Below are 26,002 nucleotides of genomic sequence, written 5' to 3'. Positions count from 1 at the left end.
ACGATAGAGTATGTACTTGCTCTGATAGTAGCTGAGTGGAGGAAACGACATGTTGGAAAAACTTTTTCGAAAAAAAACTATGGTGTCAGGTGGTTCAATTTCGGACCGAATTGTAACTGTTAAAAGCAGGAAAATCCCTACACATGTGGCAATTATTATGGACGGTAATGGCAGATGGGCGAAACAACGTAACTTGCCAAGAATCGCCGGCCACCATGAAGGGATGAAGAAGGTCCGTTTAATAACACGCATCGCAAATGATCTAGGCATAAAAGTACTGACACTTTATGCTTTCTCCACCGAAAACTGGAAACGACCGAAACTCGAAATAGATTTCTTGATGAAACTTCCCGGAGAGTTTCTTAGCACTTACCTCCCCGAGTTAATCGAGCAAAACGTGAAGGTTGAAATGATTGGAAATTTTGATATGTTGCCAGATCATACGAAAAAAGCGATTAGTAAAGCAATGGAAGAAACAAAGCACAATGACGGTTTAACATTGAACTTTGCCATGAATTACGGTAGCAGGCTAGAACTTGTTGAATCTGTCAAAGAAATTGCGGCACTGGTAGTGGAAGGATCTATTAATTCCGAAGACATCGACGAGTCGCTCATTGGATCCCATTTAATGACCTCTCATTTACCGGAACCGGATTTGCTGATCCGCACAAGCGGCGAAGTCAGGCTGTCCAATTTCATGTTATGGCAGCTCGCATATGCCGAGTTTTCTTTCACAGACGTGTTGTGGCCAGATTTTGATGAAATATGCATGCTGAATGCGATTGAAGAATTCCAATTGCGAAATAGACGTTTTGGTAGTGTAGAAGGGAATGGGGACGTTTGAAACAGAGGATACTGACGGCAATCGTTGCGCTTATCTTTTTCGTTCCAGTAGTTGTAATAGGTGGGTTGCCCTTCACGGTTGCAGTTTATGCAATTGCAACAATTGGGTTATATGAACTATTACGAATGAGGGATATTCAACTATTTTCAATTGAAGGCATTTTAACATGGTTTGCGCTTGCAATATTACTTATGCCTGCCAATTGGAGCGGCACCGTCTTCGAAATGGTTGGTTATACAAAAATCGAAATGACATTTGCTATTGTCCTTATGCTATTGATTTATACAGTTGTTGTTAAAAATCGATTTACGTTCGATCATGCAGCTTTTTCTGTTTTAGGTGTGTTGTATGTCGGAATTGGATTTTATTATTTGATTGAAACGAGATTATTCGGAATCGAATATGTCGTGTATGCTTTGATGGTAATTTGGGTTACGGATTCCGGTGCCTATTTCACAGGAAGAAAAATAGGTAAGCGTAAATTGTGGCCGGAGATCTCCCCGAACAAGACAGTGGAAGGTTTTGTAGGCGGTGTATTGTCAGCTGTTGTTTTTGCTTGCATCTTCCAAATCTACTTCCCTATTGCTTCTACATATATCATACTTATTGTTGTGACGATTATTGCATCGATTGTCGGGCAATTGGGCGACCTTGTCGAATCGGCACTAAAAAGGCATTATGAAGTGAAGGATTCAGGAAAGCTCCTGCCAGGTCATGGTGGGATTCTAGACAGGTTCGATAGTCTCCTTTTTGTACTGCCATTACTTCATTTTCTACACTTTGTAGGATAAAGGAAAGGGTGTCTACATGACAAAGAAAATAAGTCTACTAGGGGCTACAGGCTCCATCGGTATACAGACACTGGATATCATTGGTTCCAACCCCGATAAATTTAAGCTCGTATCTTTTTCAGCTGGTTTGAATATCGATAGTGTAAGGGAAATTGCTTCAGCGTATCATCCACAAATGATATCTGTAATAAGATGTGAAGATGCCGAAATGCTGAAAACGGAATTTCCCGCTATCGAATTTGTTTACGGAGATGAAGGCCTTGTTGAAGTTGCGGCACGTACGGGTGCTGATATATTGCTTAATGCCGTCATCGGCAGTGTTGGACTTAAACCAACACTTGAAGCAATCCGCGCTGGGATAACTATCGCTATTGCCAATAAGGAAACACTTGTCGCAGCAGGAGAAATCGTTATGAGCGAAGCCCGTAAATACGGTGTACCGATTTTACCTGTGGATAGTGAGCATTCAGCACTTTTCCAAGCGTTGAACGGTGAAGATCCGAAACGTATTTCTAGGCTTATTTTGACGGCTTCAGGCGGAAGTTTCAGGGATCTTACCCGGGCAGAACTTGCAAACGTGACGCTTGAACAGGCACTTGCGCATCCTAATTGGTCAATGGGCAATAAATTAACAATCGACTCGGCGACCATGTTGAACAAGGGGCTTGAAGTGATTGAGGCACATCATCTTTTTGCAATGCCTTATGAAAAAATTGATTGTTTGCTTCATAAGGAAAGTATCATCCATTCGATGATCGAGTTCGAAGACACAAGTGTCATGGCACAACTTGGTTCACCAGATATGCGCGTACCTATCCAATATGCTTTGACCTATCCAGATCGGATTCCGATGCAAAACGCGAAACCGCTTCGTCTCGAAGAAATTGGAATGTTGCATTTCGAGAAAATGGATCTAGTTCGTTTTAAGGCGTTGGGACTTGCATATGCTGCTGGTAAAGAAGGTGGTACAATGCCAGCTGCCATGAATGCTGCAAATGAAGTGGCTGTAGCGTTGTTTATGAATGGTCGTATTCCATTTGTGCAAATTGAAGACATCATTGAACGGGTAATGGAGGCGCATCGAACAATTCTAACTCCGAGTCTTGAAGCAATTTTGGAAACAGATTCGCTTACTCGAAAAATGGTGTATGCTATGGTAGAATGAGTTTTTTAGAAACGGCCAAAGAGGTCAGTGAAGGTGGTTTTTCATGGAAACCGTTATTTCGTTTATAATCGTATTCGGTACTTTGGTCTTTTTTCATGAACTAGGACATTTCTTGTTTGCGAAAAAGGCTGGAATCATGGTGCGTGAATTCGCAATAGGATTCGGCCCTAAAATTATTGGTATTCAAAAAGGTGAAACGTTATATACAGTTAGACTTCTGCCGCTTGGTGGTTATGTCCGGATGGCAGGGGAAGACTTTGATACGGTTGCATTACAGGCTGGTTATCGTGTAGGTCTATTAATTAATGCTGCGAATGAAGTTGAAAAGATTTACTTGAACCGCAATGTTGCGAATCCTGACGTTCTATTCCTTGAAACCGAGTCATCTGATTTGGAAAAGAAACTATTCATCGAAGGCTATGATGAAGAAGGGCAGCTTGTCCGTTACAATGTATCTAGAAAAGCGGTTATCTATGAGAAGGGGCAGAAAACACTTATTGCCCCGTATGATCGCCAATTCGAATCGAAGTCTCTCGGCGGCCGAGCAATGACTATCTTTGCAGGTCCATTGTTTAACTTTATTCTGGCGTTTTTCATATTCCTTACGATCGGACTGTTACAAGGTGTACCGACATATGAACCCGTTATTACAAACGTGGTTAGCGGTGATCCTGCACAGGTTGCTGGTATGAAAGATGGAGACTTCGTTAAAGTGGTCGATGGCAAACCCATCGAAACATGGCAGGAGTTTGCTGAAATCATTCAAAATAGTCCCGGTATACTGCTCCAGCTTGAAGTGGATCGTAACGGTGATTCGGTGATGATGGATGTTGTACCAAAGACACTTGAAGAAAAGGGTAAAGAATACGGCCAGATTGGCGTGAAGTATACAAGCCCAGTAGTGAAAGGTCCGTTAAAAGCAGTTCAGTATGGGGTAGAAGAAACAATTGTATGGTTTAAAAGAATTGCCGAATTACTCGGAATGCTCGTAACAGGTCAATTGTCATTCGACGCCTTATCAGGTCCTGTAGGTATTTACCAAGCTACTGGGGAAGTGGCGCAGCACGGTATATATAGTCTCATGAACTGGGCGGCAATTTTAAGCATTAACCTGGGGATTATGAACTTGTTGCCATTGCCAGCACTTGACGGCGGAAGGTTATTGTTCTTCCTGTTTGAAGCAATTCGTGGTAAGCCAATCGCCAAACAAAAAGAAGGAATGGTCCATTTTGTAGGGATTGTTCTGCTGATGTTACTTATGCTTATAGTAACCTGGAATGATATACAGCGCTTTTTCTTTTAAAGAAAAGCGCAAGGCGCCGTTTAGCCCCGACAAGCGCTGTAGGGCCAGTCGGGAAAGGCGTCCTTTGCCTTTATCGACAGGACCGATGCAACTTGGCTTAGGTCGGCACGTATCTCTGAGCGCCGTAGCGAATTAAATGGGATTCTTTATATTGACCTATATACCAAGGAATTCCAAAAACAATACTTAAGGTGGGAACATAGATGAAACAATCGCGAACATTCATACCTACGATGCGTGAAGTACCTTCTGATGCCGATGTAAAATCACATCAATTACTTTTACGCGCAGGTTTTATCCGACAAAATACAAGTGGAATTTATTCATTCCTACCTTTGGGAAAGAAAGTACTTCAAAAAGTCGAGACAATTATCCGTGAAGAGATGGAAGCAATCGAAGCTGTAGAAGTATTTATGCCTGCTATGCAACAAGCGGAACTGTGGCAGGAAACTGGCAGATGGTACTCATATGGTCCTGAGCTATTCAGAATGACTGATCGGCATAAAAGGGAATTCGCCCTCGGTGCGACTCATGAAGAAGTAATTACTTCACTTGTTCGCGATGAAGTGAAATCTTATAAGAAGCTACCACTGACAATGTTCCAAATACAGACGAAGTTCAGGGATGAACAGCGTCCACGTTTCGGACTTCTGCGAGGACGCGAATTCATCATGAAAGATGCGTATTCCTTCCATGCGACGGAAGAAAGTCTTGATGAGAAATACCAGGAAATGATGCAAGCCTATACGAATATCTTTACAAGGCTTGGGCTTGATTTCCGTGCAGTTATGGCAGACGGTGGATCAATCGGTGGTACAGATACACATGAATTCATGGCGCTGTCTGACATTGGTGAAGATACAATTGCATATAGTGATTCTTCTTCATATGCAGCTAACATTGAAATGGCTGAAGTGAATGTCAACTATGAAAAACTGGATGAAGCATTGCGGGAAGTAGAAAAAGTCGCAACGCCTGATCAAAAAACAATCAGTGAAGTTGCTTCATACCTGAATGTCGATGCAACTCGTCTTATTAAGACACTTATCTTCAAAGCAGATGATGAGCTAATCGCAGTCCTTTGTCGTGGAGATCATGAAATCAATGATATTAAGTTGAAAAATGTACTTGGTGCCTCAGAAGTTGAGTTCGCAGCTGAAGGTGATGTTACTGAGCTTCTTTCTTGTGGGGTTGGTTCAATCGGGCCAGTTAAACTTCCTCTTGATCTTAAAGTGATTGCAGATCACTCAGTCGCATCAATCGTCAACGGTGTATGCGGAGCAAACGAAGACGGTTTCCATTTGACAAATGTCAATCCAGAACGTGATTTTGCTGTGGATCGCTATGAAGATCTTCGTTTCATCCTCGAAGGAGACGCGTCACCGGATGGCAAGGGTACCATTAAGTTTGCCAAAGGAATTGAACTTGGACATATATTCAAATTAGGTACGACATATAGTGAACCGATGGGCGGAACATTCCTTGATGAAAACGGCAGATCGAAACCGTACATCATGGGCTGTTATGGCATTGGCGTATCACGTATACTTGCAGCTGTCGCGGAACAGTTCAATGATGAGTACGGATTGAAATGGCCGAAGAAGATTGCGCCATTTGATGTCCATCTAATTGCCGTAAATCTTAAAGATGAAAGTCAGAAAGAATTGGCTGACGAATTATATAGTGTTCTAAAATCTTACAGATATGATGTCCTGTATGATGATCGTCCTGAACGTGCAGGCGTTAAATTCGCAGATTCAGATTTAATTGGTCTACCGATTCGCATTACAATCGGGAAAAGAGCTTCAGAAGGAATTGTCGAAATCAAATTCAGACAAACCGGGGAAACTGCTGAATGGCAAAAAGAAGAACTAACTGAAAAGTTACAAGCATTTTTCACAGCTGAATAACTATTGAGAAGGGAAGGCCGCATGTCGGTACTTCCCTTCTTTTTCGAAAGATTAAGAAAGAATGTGTTTTTTGACCTAGAACAGTGTCTAGCTCCAGGCGCCAGCCGCTCGGTCATAAGCAATCCAGCTATGTGGCAAAGAGCGCCACGTCCCTGGATCGACTTATGCCTGTCGCGTCCAGACGGCGCCTTGCGCTTTTCTTACTGATGAAGGATTGGAGAGGCTTATGGACGCTATAAATAAACTATATATCTTGCTGCAACAAATCGAGATGACAGATGATCAATATGTCATTCACTTTGAACATGCGGAACTTAACCGTGTGAACATTCACCGGAAATCAAGAGTGTGGCAATTTAATTTAACGCTCGACAAGCCATTACCAGTAGATGTCTATACAGTGTTTTCGCAACGTATCAATAAAACATTTGCGGCAATTGCGAGGGTTAAGCTTCATATTACATCCAGAAACCAGGAAGTAGATGGGCAATTACTAACGGATTATTGGCCATTTATCATCGAAGAGTTGAGTGATATGTCTCCGCCAATCAGAGAACTTCTTATTGGACAAAAGCCGGTCATGACGGGTGGTAAAATGACGCTTTCTTGTACGAATGATTTGGAACTACAAATGATGAAAGGCAAATATGCTGGACTCATCACGGATGTGTATACATCATTCGGATTTCCGCGGCCTGTCGTCGATTTCAAATTGACAGATGAAGATAGCGGAGCGGAAGCTGCCCGTGAAGCATTTATGGCGCAACGGCTAGCGGAAGAGGAAGCGTATGGTAAAAAAGCGCTTGAAGATTTAAAACTAAGGGAAACATCCCAGAAAGAAAGTGGCACTGTATCTGGACCATTCCGTCTCGGAACGCCAATTAAACCAGATGAGCCTATGCTCGAAATTCAGCAAATTCAGGACGAAGAACGTCGCGTGACAATAGAAGGCTATGTGTTTGATACGGATGTTCGTGAACTGCGGAGTGGACGCTCACTGTTGACGATTAAAGTAACAGATTACACGGATTCAATTCTTGTTAAAATGTTCTCGCGTGATAACGAAGATGCGGAAATGATGAAGGCGCTGAAAAAAGGGACATGGATTCGAGCCCGCGGCGGTATCCAAAACGATACGTTCGTACGGGATCTTATTATGATGGCTCAAGACGTTATGGAAGTGTCTCCTATTATCAGACAAGACAAGGCGCCGAAGGACCGAAAACGGATTGAACTGCATGCACACACGACGATGAGTCAGATGGATGCCGTTGTATCTGCATCTGCACTTGTTGAACAAGCGGCGAAATGGGGACACCCCGCAATCGCAATTACAGATCACGCGAACGTTCAATCATTTCCAGAGGCGTATAACGCTGGAAAAAAACATGGTGTGAAAGTCATTTTCGGACTAGAAGCAAATCTAGTGGATGACGGAGTGCCTATCGTTTTTGATGAACAGCATAGAAAGCTTGAAGATGATTCATTTGTAGTATTTGACGTTGAGACGACAGGACTTTCCGCTGTGTATGACAGAATCATCGAGCTGGCTGCAGTCAGAGTGAAAAATGGTGAGATTATTGAGACGTTCGAAAGATTCTCAAATCCGCATCATCCGCTATCATCGACAACGACCAGATTGACGGGAATTACCGACGAAATGGTAAAAAATGCACCGGAAATTGAGGATGTCACGAAAGATTTCGTCGAATTTATTGGCGATTCGATTCTTGTTGCCCATAATGCGAAATTCGATATGGGCTTCTTTTATCAAGCATGTAAAAAGGCGGACTTGGAAGCCGCGGCCTATCCGGTTATTGATACGCTCGAACTGGCCCGCTTCCTGTACCCAGAAATGGGTAATCACAGGCTTGGTACGTTAGCGAAAAAATTCGGAATCGAACTGACTCAGGCTCACCGAGCAATCTATGATACCGAAGCGACTGCACATCTGTTCCTTCGTTTGTTAAAAGATGCGGAAAGCAAAGGCATCGAATACTTGGATGACTTTAACCGCCATATTGGTGAAGGTGACGTCTACAAACGGTCCCGTCCATCGCATTGTACACTTTTAGCGGTGGATGATGAAGGATTGAAAAACCTGTTCAAACTTGTTTCGTACTCACATATGGATTATTTCTACCGTATTCCGCGTATTCCGCGTTCATTGCTAGTTAAATACCGTAAAGGGCTGCTTGTTGGCTCTGGTTGTGATAAAGGTGAAGTGTTCGAGGGGCTTATGCAGAAACCGATGGAAGAAGTAGAGGAAATTGCGAAGTTTTATGATTACCTTGAAGTCCATCCCAAACCAGTTTATTCGCATTTGCTTGAACTTGAATTGATTCGCGATGAGTGGAATATGGAAGACATAATGCGGAAACTAATCAAGCTTGGAAAAAAGGTTGGTTTACCCGTTTGTGCAACTGGAAATGTCCATTACATTGATGAAACGGATGCAACATTCCGCCAAGTACTTGTCAGATCACAAGGTGGAGCCAATCCAATGAACAGGCATTCGCTACCAGCGGTCCAATTCCGAACGACGGATGAGATGCTGGAAGAGTTTGCGTTTCTAGGTCAAGAAGTCGCGGAAGAAATAGTCATCGACAACCCGCATGCAATTTTAGAAAGAATCGGTAACGTAAAACCAATCAAAGATGATCTTTATACCCCTACAATCGAAGGTGCGGATGAAGAAGTACGTGAACTGACGTATTCGATGGCGCACGGAATCTATGGTGAGCAATTGCCGGAAATCATCGAAGCGCGTATTGAAAAAGAACTAAAATCGATTATTGGTCACGGCTTTGCGGTTATCTACCTTATATCGCATAAACTCGTGAAGAAATCGCTAGATGAAGGGTATCTGGTTGGGTCTCGGGGGTCTGTCGGTTCGTCGCTTGTTGCTACGATGATGGAAATCACCGAAGTAAATCCAATGCCGCCACATTATATTTGTCCGACCTGTAAGGTAGCCGAGTTTTTCGATGATGGATCTGTCAGTTCTGGCTACGATCTTCCAGACAAAATGTGCCCAACATGCGAAACGCCATTCAAAAAAGATGGTCAGGACATCCCGTTTGAAACTTTCCTTGGATTTAATGGGGATAAAGTTCCCGATATTGACCTCAACTTCAGTGGTGATTATCAAGCACATGCTCATAATTATACGAAGGAACTGTTCGGTGAAGATTTTGTTTATCGTGCAGGGACGATTGGAACAGTCGCTGAGAAGACCGCCTATGGCTATGTACGCGGCTATATGAATGATAATAATTTGAACTTCCGTGGCGCTGAAATTGATCGACTGGTACAAGGTTGTTCAGGCGTTAAAAGGAATACGGGGCAGCATCCCGGTGGAATTATCGTTGTTCCGGATGATATGGATATATTCGATTTTACACCCATTCAGTTTCCGGCGAATGATTTGAATTCGAGTTGGAAGACGACTCATTTTGACTTCCATTCCATTGACAATAACTTGTTGAAACTCGATATTCTTGGTCATGATGATCCGACAATGATTAAAATGTTGCAGGATTTATCCGGCATTGATCCACTTACGATTCCACCGGATGATAAAGGCGTCATGGAATTATTCAGCGGTACAACTTCGCTTGGCGTCACTCCGGAGCAAATCGGTTGTAAGACGGGTACGCTTGGTGTGCCTGAGTTTGGGACAAGATTCGTACGGCAGATGCTTGAAGAAACGAAGCCATCGACGTTTTCGGAACTGATTCAAATTTCCGGATTGTCTCATGGTACGGACGTTTGGCTCGGCAACGCCCAGGAATTGATTCAGAACAAAACTTGCGAATTGAAAGACGTTATTGGTTGTCGTGATGATATTATGGTGTACTTGATCTATCAAGGGCTAGATCCGTCGATGGCCTTTCAGATTATGGAATTTGTCCGTAAAGGCCGCGGGTTGACACCGGAGTTTGAAGCGGAAATGAAAGCTCAAAGCGTACCTAACTGGTACATTGAATCTTGTAAAAAGATTAAATACATGTTCCCGAAAGCACACGCAGCTGCCTATGTATTGATGGCGCTACGCATCGCATACTTCAAAGTGCATCATCCAATTCTGTACTATGCAACATACTTCACAATACGGGCAACGGACTTCGATCTACTGACGATGACGAAGGGGTCTGCGTCGGTTAGAGCGCAAGTTAAAGAGATTAATGCAAAAGGGCTTGATGCAACGCCGAAAGAAAAGAGCTTGCTCACGGTACTTGAAATTGCGCTGGAAATGTGGGAGCGCGGTATTTCATTGGCAAGACCAGATTTGTATAAATCCGACGCAACAACATTCCTTATTGAAGGCGATACACTGATTCCGCCATTTAATTCAGTTCCTTCTCTTGGAACGAACGTTGCGAATTCAATTGTTGAAGCAAGGAAAGACGGAGAATTTCTTTCGAAAGAAGATTTCCAACAGCGCGGCCGTGTTTCGAAGACAATTGTCGAGTATATGGACGCATTAGGTTGTTTGGAAGGTATGCCTGATGCGAATCAGCTGTCCCTCTTCTAGGATTTTTGCTGGGTTTTTCGAAATACAATATGTAGCGTTGTTTAACATCTATTGTATAATCCACGCAAAGGAAGCTGGAATTATGCAAACAAACCGAACTCTTCTTGTTCGGTTTGTTTGCACCAGCAAATATCGTATGGTATGATGGGAACAACTTTTGTAATAGTCTTGCGCAAAAAGAGTGGGATTTCCCGCTCTTTTCTGTTGTTCTGTACTGTTTTTTAATTTTATTTGGTAGAAGTTCAGGCTTTCATCAAATAAAGTTAGAGCCTCCGGCGGATGCCACAGATTTTGTAGTGAATTAAATCTACCTAATCTTGGCGCAAATACGCCGAGGCGTATTTGATTAATATTTCGGGAGGGCTAAGATGAGTAATATTACGGAAGAAGTCGCAAAAATCGCCGGTCCAATTGTAGAGGAACTAGAATTGGAACTTGTCGATGTAGAGTTCGTTAAAGAAGGAAGAGACTGGTTTTTACGGGTCTATATTGATACACCTAACGGAAGCATCGATATTGATCAGTGCTCTCAAGTTAGTGAAAAGTTGAGTGAAGAGCTTGACCGTACTGATCCAATTCCGCAAAACTACTTTCTTGAAGTGTCTTCACCAGGCGCAGAGCGTCCGTTGAAGAAGGAAGAAGATTTTCAAAAAGCGATTGGACAGTTCGTATTCATTAAAACGTACGAAGCCATTAAAGATATGAAAGAGTTCGAAGGTTATTTATTGGCATATGGTCCTGAAGGCGCTGAAGTTGAAATGCGCATTAAGACTAGAAAAATAAAAGTTGTAATCGAACTGGATAAAATCGCACTTGCCCGTTTGGCAATCGACTTTTCCGCATAATTGAATAGTAGGAGTGATTAACATGAGTAGTGATCTACTCGATGCATTGACAGCCTTAGAAAAGCAAAAAGGTATTTCTAGGGACGTATTAGTGGAAGCAATCGAAGCGGCACTTGTAACCGCATATAAACGCAATTTTAATCAGGCACAAAATGTGCGCGTTGACTTGAACCTTGATAAAGGAACAATGAAAGTTTATTCAAGAAAAGATGTTGTCGAAGAAGTCGAAGATGAGCGTCTACAAATCAGTCTTGAAGATGCACGTAAAATCAACCCATCTTATGAACTTGAAGATGTTGTTGAAGAAGAAGTGACGCCACGCGACTTTGGTCGTGTTGCAGCACAAACTGCGAAGCAAGTTGTTACGCAGCGTGTGAGAGAAGCGGAACGTGGCATCATCTATGAAGAGTACGTCGATAGGGAAGATGATATCGTCAACGGTATTGTTGAACGCCTTGACGCACGAAATTTGTATGTTGGTCTTGGGAAAGTCGAAGCTGTTTTACCAGTAGGGGAACAGATCCCGACAGAAAAGTATCAACCCCATGATCGTATCAAAGTCTATATTACAAAAGTTGAACGTACATCACGTGGTCCGCAAGTGTTCGTATCAAGAACACATCCAGGACTTCTTCGCAGACTGTTTGAAGTTGAGGTTCCTGAAATCTTTGAAGGTATCGTTGAAATCAAATCGATTGCACGAGAAGCGGGAGATCGTTCTAAAATTTCAGTTCATACGAATAATGATGCAGTAGATCCGGTTGGTTCATGTGTAGGCGCAAGAGGTGCACGGGTTCAATCGATTTCAAATGAACTAAATGGCGAGAAAATCGATATCGTCGAATGGTCAGAGGATCCAGCTATATTCGTAGCAAATGCACTGAGTCCTTCAAAAGTAATTGACGTTCAGGTAAATGAAGAAGATCGATCGACAACGGTTGTTGTACCTGACTATCAATTGTCACTTGCTATCGGGAAACGTGGTCAAAACGCTAGACTTGCTGCCAAGATGACTGGTTGGAAAATCGACATTAAGAGCGAAACGGATGCACGCGAACTTGGGATTTATCCGTCAGCCACTAGTGCGTTAATCATAGAACAAGTCCAGTTGGATGGGGACGCGAACGAAAGCGACCCGTACTTCGTTGAAGATGAAGTAACAGAAGACGTTGGAACTGAAACAATCGATCTGTATACGGATACGGAAAACGAAGACTGAGAGGAAAGGTTGAGCACACATGACAAACATGAAAAAAATTCCTTTGCGTAAATGTGCGGCGACAGGCAATATGTTTCCCAAAAAGGAAATGATTCGCATCGTCCGCCCGAAAGAAGGGGAAGTTTCAGTCGATCTCACTGGCAAGAAATCAGGCCGCGGGACATATGTGTCAAAATCCGAAGAAGCAGTTGAATCCGCGCGCCGTAACAGATCGATTGAAAGTCAACTTGGAACGGCCGTACCTGAACAGGTATTTGAGGATCTTCTCCACGCGATCCGCCGGGAGGCATTAAAATGACAGATCCGAAAAAGATTTATCAAATGCTTGGCATGGCGGCGCGGGCAAGAATGCTTATTATGGGTGAAGATTTGGTTGTTCGGGAAATTCGTGCCGGCAAAGCACGTCTTGTAATTATTTCAGAAGACGCATCTAAAAATACATTGAAGAAATTAACTGATAAAAGTGCATTTTACAACGTTGAGAAGCATGTTTTCGGGACTCGAGAAGAGCTTGGACATGCAGTTGGAAAAGAGTCGCGAGTGGTGCTTGCGCTAACGGACAGCGGTTTTGCTAAAAAGGTGTCCGGGCTACTCAACGAATATAACCGGGGGTGGACTAATGACGAAAATACGAGTACACGAATACGCGAAACAAGTGAATCGGACGAGTAAAGAAGTTATTGATGAGCTTGGAAAGATAAATGTAAGTGTTACAAATCATATGTCGACATTAGATAATGATTCGATTACAAAGCTGAATAGTAAATTCAGTGGCAATGTCACTAAACCAAGTGCGCCAAAAGTAGAAACGAAGGGTGCTGAACAAAAAATGGCTCCAAAACCATCACAAGGTTCGACAGGCGGCAATCGCCCAGCGCAAGGCTCAACAGGCGGCAATCGCCCATCACAAAGCTCAACAGGCGGCAATCGCCCATCACAAGGCTCAACAGGCGGCAATCGCCCATCACAAAGCTCAACAGGCGGCAACCGTCCATCACAAAGCTCAACAGGTGGCAACCGTCCATCACAAAGCTCAACAGGTGGCAACCGTCCAGCACAAAGTTCAACAGGTGGCAACCGTCCAGCACAAAGTTCAACAGGTGGCAACCGTCCATCACAAAGCTCAACAGGTGGCAATCGCCCATCACAAAGCTCAACAGGTGGCAACCGTCCAGCGCAAAGCTCAACGGGTAGCAATCGCCCAGCGCAAGGTTCAACAGGTGGCAACCGTCCAGCACAAGGCGCACCAAGTGGACAAGGCGGACGCCCAGGTGGCGGAGGTCCAAGTCGTCCAGGTGGCGGTCGCGGTGGACGTCCACCGGCACGTGGTATAAACCAAGGGCGTAGAAGATATCGTCCAGCGAACCCGATTCCAAAAGTGGAAAAACCGTTACCGGAAAAAATCACTTTCTACGAATCACTGTCAGTTGCTGAACTAGCGAACAAACTAGGCCGGGAACCGTCTGGAATCATCAAAAAACTCTTCATGCTTGGTATCATGGCTACAATCAACCAAGAATTGGACAAAGATGCGATTGAACTCATCTGCGCAGATTATGAAGTTGAAGTAGAAGAAGAAATTCGTATCGATGTAACTGATCTTGAAACGTACTTTGAGGAGCATGAAGAAACAGCTATTGCTTCAATTGAACGTCCTCCAGTCGTTACAATCATGGGGCATGTTGACCACGGTAAAACGACACTTCTAGACTCGATTCGTAATACGAAAGTTACACAAGGCGAAGCGGGCGGTATCACACAGCATATTGGTGCCTACCAAATCGAAGAAAAGGGCAAGAAAATAACATTCCTTGATACACCAGGTCACGCGGCGTTCACAACGATGCGTGCACGCGGTGCGAAAGTGACTGATATTACGATTCTTGTTGTAGCAGCGGATGATGGTGTTATGCCACAAACAATCGAAGCAATCAACCATGCGAAAGCGGCTGAAGTTCCGATTATCGTTGCAGTGAATAAGATGGATAAGCCTTCTGCAAATCCAGACCGTGTTATGCAAGAATTAACAGACCAAGGACTTGTTGCTGAAGCATGGGGCGGAGATGCAATTTTCGTACCAATCTCAGCATTAAAAGGCGAAGGAATTGACCAGTTGATTGAAATGGTTCTTCTTGTTGCCGAAGTCGCTGAACTAAAAGCTGATCCAAACATCCGCGCACGCGGAAGTGTTATTGAAGCTTCTCTTGATAAAGGTCGCGGTGCTGTTGCAACGCTTCTTGTACAAGACGGAACGCTTCGTGTAGGTGATCCAATCGTAGTTGGTAACACATACGGTCGTGTACGTGCGATGGTAAGTGACATTGGACGCCGCGTGAAAGAAGCTGGCCCATCTACACCGATTGAAATTACAGGGTTAAGCGATGTACCTCAAGCTGGAGATCGTTTTGTTGTCTTTGAAGACGAGAAAACAGCACGCCAAATCGGGGAAACTAGAGCTGGTGAAGCGCTGCAAGATCAACGCGTTGAGAAAACACGTGTAACACTTGATAACTTGTTTGATCATATGAAACAAGGCGAAATCAAAGAATTGAACTTAATCGTAAAAGCAGACGTACAAGGTACGGTTGAAGCGATGGCATCTTCACTTATGAAAATTGAAGTTGAAGGCGTCAACGTTAAAATCATCCACACAGGTGCTGGCGCGATTAATGAATCTGATATTTCACTTGCTGCTGCATCAAATGCTATCGTTATTGGATTCAACGTTCGTCCAGATGTCAACGCGAAACGCGCGGCTGAAGAAGAAGGCGTTGAAATCAGACAACACCGTGTCATCTATAAAGTGATTGAAGAAATCGAATTGGCAATGAAGGGTATGCTTGACCCTGAATACGAAGAAAAAGTTATCGGCCAAGTTGAAGTACGCGAAACAATTAAAGTGTCTAAAATCGGAACGATTGCGGGAAGCTATGTGACGAGCGGTAAGATTACTCGTGATTCAAGCGTTCGTATCGTTCGCGACAACATCGTCATCTTCGAAGGCGAAATAGATACATTGAAACGCTTTAAAGACGATGCAAAAGAAGTAGCAAAAGGCTATGAATGTGGAATTACAATCAAAAACTTTGACGATATACATGTAGACGACGTTATCGAAGCCTTCATCATGGAAGAAATTAAACGAGTATGATTGTCTATGCGGAATGTTCATTCTTCATTCCGGAGGCGGCTTCATTGAAAGAGAAGCGGTCTGTTTTAAAACGGATGACGGACAGAGTCAAAAATGACTATAATGTCTCCATCTCAGAACTAGATCATCAGGATCTGTGGCAACGAACAACAATCGCTCTTGTTGCTGTTGCCTCATCAAAAGATGCAGCTGAGCGTGAGGTTAGGCGGGCAATCCGACTTTTGGAGTCAAATCCAGAATGGGAATTGTCCAACTTAACGCTCGACTATTATTAAAACGGGATTGGGGTGACCATCCATGACAATGCGTGCTAATCGTGTTGCAGAGCAGATGAAAAAAGAGCTTGGTGAAATCATCGGTCAAAAAATTAAAGATCCACGAATCGGTTTTGTTACAGTAACTGATGTCGAGGTGACTGGTGATCTTCAACATGCAACGATTTACATTTCTGTTCTTGGAAAAGATTCGGAAAAAAAAGATACACTAAGAGGGCTGAATCAGGCGAAAGGATATATTCGTACTGAAATCGGCCAGCGAATCAGGCTTCGGATAACACCCGAACTTAAGTTCGAATACGATACTTCCGTTGCATACGGAACTCGAATCGAGTCACTTCTTAAACAGGTGAAAAACGAAGACAATGAAGTAGAAAAAGAGTAGGGTGCCGCTAAGATGCGACGGGCATAAAGTGGGCCAGCGTCGCGGGGTACTATCCGCAGAGCTGGACTGATTTATGACCCTAGCATCTGGTACCCGGAGTCTAGCCAGTGGAAAAAGAGTAGGGTGTCGCTAAGATGCTTTATGACCTAGCATCTGGCACCCGGAGACTAGCCAGTAACAAAAAGGAGGAAGTCGGTGTCCACAAGGACTTTCCGGCTTCCTCCTTTTTACATATAGTTAGAATTGTGAAGGTGGTGGCGTGTATGAATGGAATACTTCCCCTGTGGAAGGAAAAAGGAATGACTTCGCATGATTGTGTATTCAAGTTGCGGAAGATTCTCGGTACGAAAAAAGTGGGACATACCGGTACACTTGATCCAAGCGTAGAGGGCGTATTGCCGATTTGTATAGGACAGGCAACAAAGGTCGCTGAATATATAACAGATTCTGGCAAAGAATATATTGCGGTTGTATCCATTGGGACTGCAACTGAAACGGAAGATGCGGATGGAGCAGTCGTAGCTTCGGATTTATCACCAAAACATATTACACGAACGGAAATTGAAGCAGCGCTCGCCAAATTGACAGGCGAAATCGTCCAAATTCCACCGATGTATTCTGCTGTAAAAGTGAATGGTAAAAAGTTATATGAATATGCTCGAAAAGGCATTGAAGTTGAAAGGCCTGAACGGAAAGTGTTCATTCGTGAAATCGAATTGTTGAATCCTGTACAATGGTATGAAGGTGAAACAGTTTCATTCCGCATCCGAGTTGCTTGTGGCAAAGGAACGTACATCCGCACGCTTGCCGTCCAGATAGGGGAGCTACTGGGTTTCCCGGCGCATATGGCGGCATTAGTCCGTACATCGTCAGGAACGTACGTGCAGGACGATTGCCGTACATTGGATGAAGTGAGGGCGCTTCAAGAAGAAGGGCAAATAGCCACGATACTTCGTCCACTTGAAGATGCACTAAGTGATTTTACTGCGATTGAAATCCCTGAGGAGCTTCTGGAGAAAGTAGAAAATGGACAAGTGTTGCCGGAGCATCCACTGCTGGACACGGAAGAGGCACTCGTGTTTATGAATGAAGGCAAGGCACTTGCAGTATACAGGAAGCATCCTACCAAGCTTGGTCTTATGAAGCCTGAAAAGATGTTTCCATTGAACAGGTAAGGGGCGATACTAATGGACATCTACAAATTGCATTATCCAGAAACAATTACGATTGACTATGATGCGAATTACTCCCTTGCGATTGGTTTCTTTGACGGCTTGCATAGAGGTCATCAGACAGTGATCAACGAAGCGAAAAGAAAGGCCGAAGAACTAGGTATCCGCTCGGCTGTTATGACATTCGATCCGCATCCCTCTCATCTATTTGGTGATGGTGAAAATAAGGTAGGTTATATTACGCAGTATAAGGAAAAAGCTAGGCTACTTAGTGCAATGGGGATCGATGCTTTGTTCATCGTAACGTTTGACTGGGCACTTGCTTCGCTTTCGCCTAAGCAATTCGTGGATATTTTCTTGAAGGAACTACATGTTTTGCATGTTACTGCAGGGTTTGATTTTACATTCGGTTCGAAGGGCGCGGGCACCATGGAGCAGATGGCTGCTTTGTCAGACGGGGCATTCGGTACAACTGTTATCGAAAAAGTAACAGATGATGAGCAAAAGATTTCCTCAACACGGATTCGTGAGCTTTTGTCTAAAGGTAATGTTGAAGAGACAGAATTGCTTCTTGGCAGACCTTTTCGGACAGTGGGTATAGTCGTTGACGGCGAGAAAAGAGGAAGGCTGCTCGGATTCCCCACTGCCAACGTTATGCCAGAGAAAAGTACAGTGTTGCCTGCAAATGGCGTCTATGCAGTGCGTTTTACTGTGGATGAACAAACATATGAAGGTGTGTGTAATGTTGGCGTTAAACCGACGTTCCATGATCCAAGTGATAGACAGGCCGTCGTAGAAGTGCATGTACTCGATTTTACCGGAGATCTCTATGGTAAAGAAGCATTTGTAGACTGGGTGGGACATATCCGTCCTGAGCAAAAATTCGGTTCCATTGATCTGCTTGTCGAACAGATCGCCAAAGACAAAAAAAGCGCACAAGAGATTCTAGCAGTACGAGGATGATTGTTGCATTTCCAAAATAGGCGTGGTACTATAAATACGTGCCAATGTGCACAAACCATTCCTTGGCATCGCGAATCACCAACGCTTGCTCGGGAACCGGGGATATCTTACTATATGGAGGTGAAGAAGATGGCTATCACACAAGAACGTAAAAATGAATTGATCAGTGAATACAAAATTCATGATACTGATACTGGATCAGCAGATGTACAAATCGCTGTCCTTACAGAAGAGATCAATAACCTGACAGAACATTTCCGTCTTCATAAGAAAGACAACCACTCACGTCGTGGTCTTTACAAAATGATCGGAACTCGTAAAAGACTTTTGAGATACTTACGAGACAATGAAGTTCAGCGTTACCGTGATCTTATTGCTAAACTCGGCCTTCGCCGTTAATAAGATGACTATCGAAAGTGGGCCTCGTGCCCGCTTTTTTTTGTGCGTATTTTTAATTGCGTTTAACTTGTTATGACTGCCATGGGCCCTATTATGCTCGCCATGAACTTACTCGTAAAAAACCATGTCAATGCCTTTACTTTGAACATAAAGCACTACGACATGCTTATGCATTCACAGTGGCGTTGTATTAGTAGGTGGCAGTCTCCCGCCCTAAGACTGGCGGCGAGGCAGATTGCAGGAATTCTTTATGTCCTTTACTTCCGTGTTTCATTTCCTACAAAAAAGTCCATAACACCACTAATTTCGCCCATTCTATACTAGAAACCACAATAAAGTGGTATACTGTACAAATGTGCCATGATGACGGTTAATGATGATAAAAACTTGTGTTCACTGAGCGCTATCACTTACACTACTACTAAGTACATACACGTATACAGTCGAGGCTGGGATATGGAGAGGGGTTCAATTATGACCGAGAAAAAAGTTTATACACTAGATTGGGCAGGACGACCGTTGACAATTGAAACGGGACAACTTGCTAAACAGGCTAACGGAGCAGTACTTGTACGCTACGGGGAAACAACAGTACTTTCAACTGCAACATCTTCTAAAAATTCACGAGGATTAGATTTCTTCCCTCTTACAGTGAATTATGAAGAACGCATGTATGCTGTTGGGAAAATTCCAGGTGGCTTCATTAAACGTGAAGGACGTCCATCAGAAAAAGCGGTCTTAACGAGCCGACTAATCGACCGTCCAATCCGTCCTTTATTCGCAGACGGGTTCCGCAATGATGTACAAGTTATTTCACTTGTTATGTCAGTTGATCAAGATTGTTCATCTGAAATGGCAGCAATGCTCGGTTCTTCACTTGCATTGTCGATTTCTGACATTCCTTTCGAAGGACCAATCGCTGGTATTCAAATTGGATTAATCGACGGGAAATTCATCGTTAACCCAACACCGGCACAATTGGAGAAGAGTGAACTTGACCTTGTTGTCGCTGGTACGAAAGATGCGATCAACATGGTTGAAGCAGGCGCACAAGAAGTTGCGGAAGATATCATTCTTGAAGCAATTATGTTCGGACACGGTGAAATCATTAAACTGATTGAATTCCAAGAAAAAATCATTGCTGAAGTCGGCAAAGCGAAAACGGAAGTTGCACTATTCACATTGGATGAAACAATTATGTCCGATATTAAAAATAGCTGTGAAACCGATCTTGTTAATGCAATCCAAACTGTTGAGAAGCATGCGCGTGAAGATGCTATCAATGCAGTGAAAAACGAAGTAATCGAACGCTACAAAGAAAACGAAGCGGACGATGCGACGATGAAACAAGTAAAAGGCGTTTTGGATTATATGGTTAAAGAAGAAGTACGTCGCCTTATTACGGATGAAAAAATCCGTCCTGATGGCCGTGGCCTTGACGAAATTCGTCCACTTGCATCTGAAGTAGGCATCTTGCCACGTACGCACGGTTCAGGTCTCTTTACTCGCGGACAAACGCAAGCGCTTAGTGTTTGTACACTTGGAGCCCTTGGTGAAGTACAAATCATCGATGGTCTTGGTCTTGAAGAAACAAAACGTTTCATGCACCATTATAACTTCCCGAACTTCAGTGTTGGTGAAACGGGTCCAATCCGTGGACCAGGACGTCGTGAAATTGGGCACGGTGCACTTGGGGAACGCGCATTATCAGCGGTTATCCCGAATGATACTGATTTCCCGTACACAATTCGTCTAGTAGCTGAAGTACTCGAGTCAAACGGTTCATCTTCACAAGCATCGATCTGTGCGTCAACAATGGCCATGTTAGATGCGGGTGTTCCACTTAAAGCTCCAGTTGCGGGTATCGCAATGGGTCTTGTGAAAAAAGGGGACAACTACTCTGTTCTTTCCGATATTCAAGGGATGGAAGATCATCTTGGCGATATGGACTTCAAAGTAGCAGGAACTGACAAAGGAATCACTGCGCTTCAAATGGATATTAAAATCGATGGTCTTTCACGTGAAATCTTGGAAGAAGCATTGACACAAGCAAAAGTAGGTCGCTTGAAAATTTTAAACCATATGATCACAGCAATTTCAGGACCGCGTGAAGAGCTTTCAGAATATGCTCCGAAAATTATCGTTATCAAAATCAATCCAGACAAGATTCGTGACGTAATTGGGCCAGGCGGAAAAGTCATCAACAAGATCATCGAAGAGACGAATGTTAAAATCGATACTGAACAAGATGGTACGATTTATATCTCTTCTCCAAACAATGAAATGAATACCAAAGCGAAAGCGATGATTGAGAATATCGTTCGCGAAGCAAAAGTTGGCGAATACTATATGGCGAAAGTGAAACGCATTGAGAAATTCGGTGCCTTCCTTGAACTATTCCCAGGTAAAGACGGACTGCTCCACGTTTCTGAAATTGCAGAAGAGCGGACTAAAGTGGTTGAAGATGTCTTGAAAATGGGCGATGAAATGTTCGTAAAAGTAACTGAAGTTGATAACCAAGGACGCGTTAACTTGTCTAGAAAAATTGTCATTCTTGAAGAAAAAGAAGCAGCTGAAAAAGCGAATAGCTGAATCGACATACAGCACTAGAATGGAAAGCCCCTCTTCAAGTGAAGATGAGGGGCTTTTTCTTCATTGTCCAGTCTCTAGCGACCACACGCTCGGGTCATAAGTCAATCGGGAGGGATTGAACTGCATCCCTCCTTGGTGTCGCAGGACGCGGCGACTTTAGACTGCCTTCCTCTTGTGGTGAACTTAAGCTGAGTTCTCTAACTCGGTCCGCTTGCGCTTTTCTTCATCCATCAAATATACTATAAAAATAGAATAGAGTTTAAAAGGGGGATTCCAAGAATGATAGAAACACATGTATGCCGAAATGGCGTCAGAATCGTCCATGAAAAAATGCCGCATGTACGCTCGGTTGCATTAGGGATATGGGTAGGTGCAGGTTCAGGAGATGAGATGGAATCAGAAGCTGGAATCGCTCATTTTATTGAACATATGCTCTTTAAAGGAACGCCATCACGAAGTGCGCGCACGATAGCAGAGGAATTTGATCGGATTGGCGGAGACGTTAACGCCTTCACATCGAAAGAGATGACTTGTTATTACACGACGGTACTCGGACACCAGGCACCTCGCGCGCTATCCATCTTAACGGATATGTTTTTCAATTCGACGTTTGATGAAGCAGAAATTGAGAAAGAAAAGTCGATTGTCCTTGATGAAATTGCAGCAGTCGAAGATGCACCGGATGATGATGTAGACGAACGGTTATGGAGCGTTATGTTTCCAGAACAACCGATTGGTAAACCAGTTCTCGGTGATGAATCGACAATCAATACGTTCAACCGCAAAATGATAGATGACTTCATGGGTCGCACGTATACGCCTGATCAAGTTGTTATTTCAGTAGCTGGCAACTATGACAATCGATTAATACAGCTGATTGAAGTTCAATTCGGTTCATTCAAAAAGGACGAGAAGATTGAACGGGCGACACCAGTAGCGTTACCTGAATTCCACGGCGGTATTACGCTGAAAGAAAAAGATATTGAACAAGCCCATATCTGTCTTGGCTTTACAGGGCTTACTGTAGACGATAAACGAATTCCAGAGTTGATTGTGTTAGATAGCATAATAGGCGGCTCGATGTCCTCGCGACTATTTCAGGAAGTCCGTGAAGAACGTGGTTTGGCCTACTCAATTCATTCCTATTTCTCCGCGTATAAAACGACGGGTGCATTCATGATATACGGTGGAACTTCCCCAGAGAATCTCAGAGAATTGTCCGATACGATTGATGAAGTAATTCAATCGATATTGACGGCAGGCGTTACAGAAAACGAATTGCATAATGCGAAAGAGCAGTTAAAAGGCGGGTTCCTGCTAGGTCTTGAAAGTTCAGAAGCAAGGATGCACCGCAACGGTAAAAATGAACTCATATTAGAGGAGCATAAATCAGTCGATGAAGTCGTAGCAATTATCGATAATATCGAATTAAATCAGGTTTATAGAATGGCAAACGACATCTTTAGTGGGCAACGGGCAACATCCATCATTGCCCCAAAGGATGTTCTAAAAGAATTTAATAGTTGATTGCTAGCGTTAGTCAGTTTTCCCGTGCTCATCTCATATGATGGATGGAGACGAAGGAAAGGGGAATGACGATGCTACTTTCAGAACTTGCTCAGAAGGAGCTTATTCAAGTTGAGGACGGGGTCCGCTATGGTTATTTGGCGGATACCGACCTTATTTTTAACGGGAGAACAGGGGATATTATCGGATTTGAAATAAAGAAGAAGTTCGGTCGGTTTTCATTCAAGAACCGTCAAGAACCTTCGGATGAATTCATACCTTGGCACGAAATTGTCTTGATTGGAGAACATCGTATTCTATTCGGAAAAACGCATAGTATGGATGAGTTGGCTAGCGATGAAAGATAATAACTGGCTCTTCATAGGGACGGACAGCAGATTGGCGGCTTGCAGCGACATCATGTTTGAAAGAGGATTTGCCACTCAACACATTGGAACCGATCATTATTCGGATGAACTTGGTGAAGTGATTGCGAACTATTCGCCAAGGCAAATTGTTTTCCCGATTTTACAAATGAAAAACGAAATTCCTCCTTTATTGCTAGAAGAGGGAACGGAACTCTATACAGGAGTCACCTCGGAACCATGGCTGAAGCCTCTAAGAGAGGCAGGATTGTCACTCCATTGCTATCTAAAAGAAGAGCAATTCATCTGGCAAAATGCGAAGCTGACTGCCGAGGGATTCATCCATGAATACTATGCGCGCACAAAACGGTGCATTTCAGGGACTCCTTTCTCCGTGGCGGGCTTCGGCAAGGTTGGTAAGGCGACAGCACATGCATTGGCATCTTTAGGGGCTGTTGTGACTGTCGTTGCTAGGTCTGAAGCTCAGATTGGTGAAGCTTGTTATCACGGATATAAGACGGAGCAGTTAACGGACGATTGGGCAATGAAAGAGGGAATGCTGATTAACACGATTCCCGCAAAATGGCTTGTGGCTACTGAGAACCCCAGACTGCACATTTATGACCTTGCGTCAGCCCCGGGCTGCCTAAAGGCGCAACTTTCATCTGAATACTATACAGTACTCCTCGGATTACCGGGAAAACACTTTCCTGTAGATGCAGCAATCGCTTTGGCGGATGCGCTCGAGAGAATGTATAGAAGATGAAAGGGGAACACGATGCTAAAGGGAAAGAGGATAGGCCTTGGGATTACGGCGTCACATTGTACGTATGAGGAAATTATACCAGTCATTGATTCGCTAAAAGACGCGGGAGCAACCGTTGTGCCCGTTATCACTCACTCTGTTTTGACAGCCGCAACGCGTTTCGGAACTGGGGAAGAATGGATTGCACGAATTGAAGCCGCAACGGGTGAAAAAGTTATCTCTACAATTGTAGGAGCTGAACCATTCGGACCGAAAACTCCTGTCGATTGTATGGTTATCGCACCGATGACTGGGAATTCCATGAGCAGATTTGCTAACGCGGCAACAGATTCACCTGTCTTAATGGCTGCAAAAGCTACGTTACGGAATGAAAGTCCAGTACTTATAGGTATTTCAACAAACGATGCACTTGGCTTAAACGCAATGAACCTCATGAAGCTACTCAATATGAAAAATGTGTTTTTCATCCCTTTTGGGCAAGATGATCCAGTAAAAAAACCAAATTCACTTATCTCCGATTTCACGCTTATGGTACCTGCTACAGCTGCAGCTCTTGAAAAAAGACAACTTCAACCGTTATTAATTATTCATGACAAAAAATAAAAATACAGAGCAGAATAATCGGATATATGATATAATTCCTCCAATGAACTGCTAACGATGTAAGGGACAGAAGTATTTATGTTAATCATGCTGTTTTTTGTAGCAATTTGGAAAACAGTATAAAAAATGCATGTCCTGATTATTTATGCATCCGTATAAGCTGAAAGGGAGATAGAGATGAAAAAGGTTAATGTTGCAATAGTCGGTGCTACGGGAGCTGTGGGTACAAAAATTCTTGAAAAATTACTTGAACGTAATTTTCCAGTCCAATCAATTAAGCTGCTAGCCTCTAAGCGATCTGCAGGTGCAGAAATTACGGCAGGTGGCCATAAATATATTGTTGAAGAAACGGTTCCAGAATCATTCGAAGGCATTGACATCGCATTTTTCAGTGCGGGCGGATCTATTTCAGAAAAGTTTGCACATGAAGCAGTAAAAAGAGGAGCGGTCGTCATTGATAATACGAGCGCATTCCGGATGATAGAAGACATTCCGTTAGTTGTTCCTGAAGTGAACGCGGGAGCTTTAAGCGGACATACAGGAATCATTGCCAACCCAAACTGTTCGACGATTCAAATGGTGACTGCGCTGCAACCGATTCGTGAGAAGTTTGGATTGGATCGAATTATTGTTTCAACGTATCAGGCAGTATCAGGTGCCGGATCTGAAGCAATTGAAGAGTTGGAAAGTCAAAGTTTGCAGTTTGAAAACCGCTCGAAAATAGAAGCAGCTATTTTACCATCTGCTTCAGCAGAACGGCATTATCCAATCGCATTCAATGCGATTCCTCAAATTGATGCCTTCGATGCTTCAGGATATACACTTGAAGAGCTCAAAATGATGAATGAAACCAAAAAAATATTTGGTGATCAGAAATTGTCCGTGTCAGCGACATGTGTACGTCTACCTGTCGTAACAGGGCATTCTGAGTCGGTTTATATTGAAATTGGTAAAGAGGGAGTTTCTGTAGAAGAACTTCACGCTCTACTTGAAAATGCACCAGGCGTCGTCGTCCAAGACGATCCATCTAAACAATTGTATCCGATGCCATTATTTGCAGAAGGAAAAGACGAAGTGTTTGTGGGCCGTATAAGAAAAGACCCAGAACACCCGGCTGGATTCCATCTGTGGATTGTATCGGACAATCTCCTAAAAGGGGCGGCACTTAATTCGGTGCAAATCGCAGAAACTCTGCTTAACTAATAAAACAA

General features: G+C 43.5%; 22 protein-coding genes. All 22 read left to right on the top strand.

All coding sequences use genetic code 11. The annotated features are described in order from the left end of the window. Positions 1–49: 49 nt before the first annotated feature. Positions 50–844, top strand: a complete 795-nt coding sequence (locus AZE41_RS15375) for an undecaprenyl pyrophosphate synthase (RefSeq protein WP_067211174.1) — start codon at positions 50–52, stop codon at positions 842–844. Next, positions 841–1,635, top strand: a complete 795-nt coding sequence (locus AZE41_RS15370) for a phosphatidate cytidylyltransferase (RefSeq protein WP_067211171.1) — start codon at positions 841–843, stop codon at positions 1,633–1,635. Before AZE41_RS15375 ends, AZE41_RS15370 begins: the two co-directional genes overlap by 4 nt. Positions 1,636–1,651: 16 nt before the next feature. Then, entirely contained in the window at positions 1,652–2,800 is a 1,149-nt protein-coding gene (locus tag AZE41_RS15365) for a 1-deoxy-D-xylulose-5-phosphate reductoisomerase (RefSeq protein ID WP_067211169.1), read from the top strand. Positions 2,801–2,843: 43 nt separating this feature from the next. Further along, positions 2,844–4,103 (top strand): RIP metalloprotease RseP, encoded by a 1,260-nt coding sequence (gene rseP, locus AZE41_RS15360; protein ID WP_067211166.1) that lies wholly within the window; start codon positions 2,844–2,846, stop codon positions 4,101–4,103. A gap of 203 nt (positions 4,104–4,306) precedes the next feature. Next, positions 4,307–6,013 (top strand): proline--tRNA ligase, encoded by a 1,707-nt coding sequence (locus AZE41_RS15355; protein ID WP_067211165.1) that lies wholly within the window; start codon positions 4,307–4,309, stop codon positions 6,011–6,013. Between the two features lie 214 nt (positions 6,014–6,227). Continuing rightward, the gene (locus AZE41_RS15350; RefSeq protein WP_370569894.1) at positions 6,228–10,550 is read left to right on the top strand and encodes a PolC-type DNA polymerase III; all 4,323 of its coding nucleotides are present in this window, start codon (positions 6,228–6,230) and stop codon (positions 10,548–10,550) included. 368 nt (positions 10,551–10,918) lie between these two features. Next, positions 10,919–11,395 (top strand): ribosome maturation factor RimP, encoded by a 477-nt coding sequence (gene rimP, locus AZE41_RS15345; RefSeq protein ID WP_067211160.1) that lies wholly within the window; start codon positions 10,919–10,921, stop codon positions 11,393–11,395. A gap of 22 nt (positions 11,396–11,417) precedes the next feature. After that, on the top strand, positions 11,418–12,614 hold the full coding sequence (nusA, locus tag AZE41_RS15340; protein ID WP_067211157.1) for a transcription termination factor NusA: 1,197 nt from the start codon (positions 11,418–11,420) through the stop codon (positions 12,612–12,614). 19 nt (positions 12,615–12,633) lie between these two features. Next, a complete protein-coding gene (gene rnpM, locus AZE41_RS15335; protein WP_067211155.1) occupies positions 12,634–12,912 on the top strand; it encodes an RNase P modulator RnpM in 279 nt (92 codons plus the stop codon). Further along, positions 12,909–13,286, top strand: coding sequence for a YlxQ family RNA-binding protein (locus tag AZE41_RS15330; protein ID WP_067211153.1), 378 nt, complete (start codon positions 12,909–12,911; stop codon positions 13,284–13,286). Before rnpM ends, AZE41_RS15330 begins: the two co-directional genes overlap by 4 nt. Then, positions 13,234–15,765 (top strand): translation initiation factor IF-2, encoded by a 2,532-nt coding sequence (gene infB, locus AZE41_RS15325; RefSeq protein WP_067211150.1) that lies wholly within the window; start codon positions 13,234–13,236, stop codon positions 15,763–15,765. The genes AZE41_RS15330 and infB overlap by 53 nt, the downstream gene beginning before the upstream one ends. Further along, complete coding sequence (locus tag AZE41_RS15320; RefSeq protein ID WP_067211147.1) at positions 15,762–16,040, top strand: DUF503 domain-containing protein; 279 nt, start codon at positions 15,762–15,764, stop codon at positions 16,038–16,040. The genes infB and AZE41_RS15320 overlap by 4 nt, the downstream gene beginning before the upstream one ends. A 22-nt stretch (positions 16,041–16,062) precedes the next feature. Further along, positions 16,063–16,425, top strand: a complete 363-nt coding sequence (gene rbfA / locus AZE41_RS15315; RefSeq protein WP_067211145.1) for a 30S ribosome-binding factor RbfA — start codon at positions 16,063–16,065, stop codon at positions 16,423–16,425. Positions 16,426–16,688: 263 nt separating this feature from the next. After that, positions 16,689–17,600, top strand: coding sequence for a tRNA pseudouridine(55) synthase TruB (gene truB, locus AZE41_RS15310; RefSeq protein WP_067211142.1), 912 nt, complete (start codon positions 16,689–16,691; stop codon positions 17,598–17,600). Between the two features lie 12 nt (positions 17,601–17,612). Then, on the top strand, positions 17,613–18,560 hold the full coding sequence (locus AZE41_RS15305) for a bifunctional riboflavin kinase/FAD synthetase (RefSeq protein ID WP_067211140.1): 948 nt from the start codon (positions 17,613–17,615) through the stop codon (positions 18,558–18,560). Between the two features lie 129 nt (positions 18,561–18,689). Continuing rightward, positions 18,690–18,959: a 30S ribosomal protein S15 gene (gene rpsO, locus AZE41_RS15300; protein WP_067211137.1), complete on the top strand. Its 270-nt coding sequence runs from the start codon at positions 18,690–18,692 to the stop codon at positions 18,957–18,959. 474 nt (positions 18,960–19,433) lie between these two features. Beyond that, entirely contained in the window at positions 19,434–21,551 is a 2,118-nt protein-coding gene (pnp, locus tag AZE41_RS15295) for a polyribonucleotide nucleotidyltransferase (RefSeq protein ID WP_067211135.1), read from the top strand. Positions 21,552–21,830: 279 nt separating this feature from the next. Continuing rightward, positions 21,831–23,078: a M16 family metallopeptidase gene (locus AZE41_RS15290; protein WP_067211132.1), complete on the top strand. Its 1,248-nt coding sequence runs from the start codon at positions 21,831–21,833 to the stop codon at positions 23,076–23,078. Positions 23,079–23,149: 71 nt separating this feature from the next. Further along, entirely contained in the window at positions 23,150–23,425 is a 276-nt protein-coding gene (locus AZE41_RS15285) for a YlmC/YmxH family sporulation protein (protein WP_067211130.1), read from the top strand. Then, the gene (locus AZE41_RS15280; RefSeq protein ID WP_067211127.1) at positions 23,415–24,188 is read left to right on the top strand and encodes a hypothetical protein; all 774 of its coding nucleotides are present in this window, start codon (positions 23,415–23,417) and stop codon (positions 24,186–24,188) included. The genes AZE41_RS15285 and AZE41_RS15280 overlap by 11 nt, the downstream gene beginning before the upstream one ends. 12 nt (positions 24,189–24,200) lie before the next feature. Next, positions 24,201–24,791, top strand: a complete 591-nt coding sequence (locus tag AZE41_RS15275) for a dipicolinate synthase subunit B (protein ID WP_067211124.1) — start codon at positions 24,201–24,203, stop codon at positions 24,789–24,791. 177 nt (positions 24,792–24,968) lie between these two features. Further along, the gene (locus AZE41_RS15270; RefSeq protein WP_067211122.1) at positions 24,969–25,994 is read left to right on the top strand and encodes an aspartate-semialdehyde dehydrogenase; all 1,026 of its coding nucleotides are present in this window, start codon (positions 24,969–24,971) and stop codon (positions 25,992–25,994) included. The last annotated feature ends 8 nt before the right edge of the window (positions 25,995–26,002 follow it).

This window comes from Sporosarcina psychrophila (genome assembly GCF_001590685.1).
Classification (GTDB): Bacteria; Bacillota; Bacilli; order Bacillales_A; family Planococcaceae; genus Sporosarcina; species Sporosarcina psychrophila.
The sequence above is the reverse complement of the archived record's forward strand: the minus strand, read 5'-3'. Positions and strand labels throughout refer to the sequence as shown.

Excerpts from the sequence above, each read along its gene's own strand:
- AZE41_RS15375 (WP_067211174.1), top strand. The coding sequence starts at position 50 with ATGTTGGAAAAACTTTTTCGAAAAAAAACTATGGTGTCAGGTGGTTCA.
- AZE41_RS15365 (WP_067211169.1), top strand. The coding sequence starts at position 1,652 with ATGACAAAGAAAATAAGTCTACTAGGGGCTACAGGCTCCATCGGTATA.
- rseP (WP_067211166.1), top strand. The coding sequence starts at position 2,844 with ATGGAAACCGTTATTTCGTTTATAATCGTATTCGGTACTTTGGTCTTT.
- AZE41_RS15355 (WP_067211165.1), top strand. The coding sequence starts at position 4,307 with ATGAAACAATCGCGAACATTCATACCTACGATGCGTGAAGTACCTTCT.
- rimP (WP_067211160.1), top strand. The coding sequence starts at position 10,919 with ATGAGTAATATTACGGAAGAAGTCGCAAAAATCGCCGGTCCAATTGTA.
- nusA (WP_067211157.1), top strand. The coding sequence starts at position 11,418 with ATGAGTAGTGATCTACTCGATGCATTGACAGCCTTAGAAAAGCAAAAA.
- rnpM (WP_067211155.1), top strand. The coding sequence starts at position 12,634 with ATGACAAACATGAAAAAAATTCCTTTGCGTAAATGTGCGGCGACAGGC.
- AZE41_RS15330 (WP_067211153.1), top strand. The coding sequence starts at position 12,909 with ATGACAGATCCGAAAAAGATTTATCAAATGCTTGGCATGGCGGCGCGG.
- infB (WP_067211150.1), top strand. The coding sequence starts at position 13,234 with ATGACGAAAATACGAGTACACGAATACGCGAAACAAGTGAATCGGACG.
- AZE41_RS15320 (WP_067211147.1), top strand. The coding sequence starts at position 15,762 with ATGATTGTCTATGCGGAATGTTCATTCTTCATTCCGGAGGCGGCTTCA.
- rbfA (WP_067211145.1), top strand. The coding sequence starts at position 16,063 with ATGACAATGCGTGCTAATCGTGTTGCAGAGCAGATGAAAAAAGAGCTT.
- truB (WP_067211142.1), top strand. The coding sequence starts at position 16,689 with ATGAATGGAATACTTCCCCTGTGGAAGGAAAAAGGAATGACTTCGCAT.
- AZE41_RS15305 (WP_067211140.1), top strand. The coding sequence starts at position 17,613 with ATGGACATCTACAAATTGCATTATCCAGAAACAATTACGATTGACTAT.
- rpsO (WP_067211137.1), top strand. The coding sequence starts at position 18,690 with ATGGCTATCACACAAGAACGTAAAAATGAATTGATCAGTGAATACAAA.
- pnp (WP_067211135.1), top strand. The coding sequence starts at position 19,434 with ATGACCGAGAAAAAAGTTTATACACTAGATTGGGCAGGACGACCGTTG.
- AZE41_RS15290 (WP_067211132.1), top strand. The coding sequence starts at position 21,831 with ATGATAGAAACACATGTATGCCGAAATGGCGTCAGAATCGTCCATGAA.
- AZE41_RS15285 (WP_067211130.1), top strand. The coding sequence starts at position 23,150 with ATGCTACTTTCAGAACTTGCTCAGAAGGAGCTTATTCAAGTTGAGGAC.
- AZE41_RS15280 (WP_067211127.1), top strand. The coding sequence starts at position 23,415 with ATGAAAGATAATAACTGGCTCTTCATAGGGACGGACAGCAGATTGGCG.
- AZE41_RS15275 (WP_067211124.1), top strand. The coding sequence starts at position 24,201 with ATGCTAAAGGGAAAGAGGATAGGCCTTGGGATTACGGCGTCACATTGT.
- AZE41_RS15270 (WP_067211122.1), top strand. The coding sequence starts at position 24,969 with ATGAAAAAGGTTAATGTTGCAATAGTCGGTGCTACGGGAGCTGTGGGT.